Origin of the sequence: Streptomyces sp. NPDC001851, assembly GCF_040297165.1 — a bacterium.
Taxonomy (GTDB): Bacteria; Actinomycetota; Actinomycetes; order Streptomycetales; family Streptomycetaceae; genus Streptomyces.
The window spans coordinates 1-1,410 of sequence record NZ_JBEOYR010000078.1 but is presented as its reverse complement, the minus strand read 5'-3'; the positions used below and the strand labels follow the sequence as shown (position 1 = coordinate 1,410).

Sequence of the window (1,410 nt, the reverse complement as noted above, 5' to 3'; positions counted from 1 at the left end):
CTAGTAGTGCTTCGTTACGTCGAGTGATCTCGCCTGCTGGTGGGCATCTTCGTGGTGTGAGGCTGGGGGAAGTGGAACGGCTCCGGGGTGAGTTAGCGGAGTTCGTTGCCGATGTGTTCGGGTCGGTGCCGCGGCGTGATCAGCGTCGCTGGGGCGAGTGCTATCTGCGGGGCCTGATGCTGGACGGTCGGCGCAAGTCGATCCAGCCGATGGCCGAGCGGCTGCCGGACGGCAACATGCAGGCCCTGCAGCAGTTCGTGAACCAGTCGCCGTGGGACCCACTGCCGGTGCGGCGGCGGATCGCCGAGCGGCTGTGCAAGGCGATCCGCCCTGAGGTGTGGGTCGTCGACGACGTGTCGTTCCCCAAGTGCGGCACCGCTTCGGTCGGGGTGGCCCGGCAGTACTGCGGAGCGTTGGGCAAGCGGGCGAACTGCCAGGTCGCGGTCAGTGTCCACGCGGCCACCGACACGGCATCGTGCCCGCTGGAGTGGGAGCTGTTCCTGCCCCAGGAGTGGACACGTGACGACGCTCGGCGCCGGCGGGCCGGGATTCCCCAGGAGGTCGGGCATGCGTCGAAGACGCACCTGGTTCTGGGACTGCTGGACCGCCTGGCCGGGCAGGGCCTGACCGTGCCGGTGATCGTGGCCGACGCCGGTTATGGCCGCAGCGTCTCCTTCCGGCTCGCGCTGGAGCAACGCGGCTGGACCTATGTCATGGCCGTCGATCCGAAAGAGATCGCCCGACCTGCCGACGCCGAGCCGTATCAACCCGCTTATGGCGGGCTGGGCCCACCGACCTTGCCCCGATACCGCGAGGCGCCCCGCCCACTGCCCGACCTCGTTGCTGAGGCCGCCGTGTTCCAGGAGGTCACCTGGCGGCAGGGCAGCAAAGGCACGATGACCTCGCACTTCGCCGTGCTTCAGGTGCGGCCCTCGGGCAAGGAAGCCTCCCGCACTGCCCAGGAACAAGCCGGAGGACGCAACCGGTGGGACGGTGTGCTGCCCATGCGGACCCTGCTCGTCGAACAGCCCGAAGAAGCTCACGAGCCGACCGGTTACTGGATGAGCAACCTGCCCGCCACCACTCCGGTCGCTGACCTGGTGCGGTGGGCGAAGATGCGCTGGCGGATCGAGCACGACTACCGCGAACTCAAGCACGGCCTGGGCCTGGACCACTTCGAGGGCCGCACCTGGCGCGGCTGGCACCACCACGTCACCCTCGTCACCGCCGCGCAGGCCTTCCTCACCCTGCGGCGGCTCGACCCAAAAGCCCAGATGCCGGCCTGACCCTCTACCAGGTCCTCGACGTCCTTCAGGACCTGCTGAGGTGCTGGACCGGCACCTGCACCACCTGCGGCCGACCCCTGCCGACCAGCAGAACCAGAGCCAGAACCTAACGAAGCACTACTAG

Annotated in this window: 1 protein-coding gene; it reads left to right on the top strand. The window is 68.4% G+C overall.

Going from position 1 to position 1,410, the window contains the following annotated elements:
* Positions 1 to 56 precede the first annotated feature (56 nt).
* Complete coding sequence (locus ABT171_RS41585) at positions 57 to 1,286, top strand: IS701 family transposase (RefSeq protein ID WP_351252146.1); 1,230 nt, start codon at positions 57 to 59, stop codon at positions 1,284 to 1,286.
* The last annotated feature ends 124 nt before the right edge of the window (positions 1,287 to 1,410 follow it).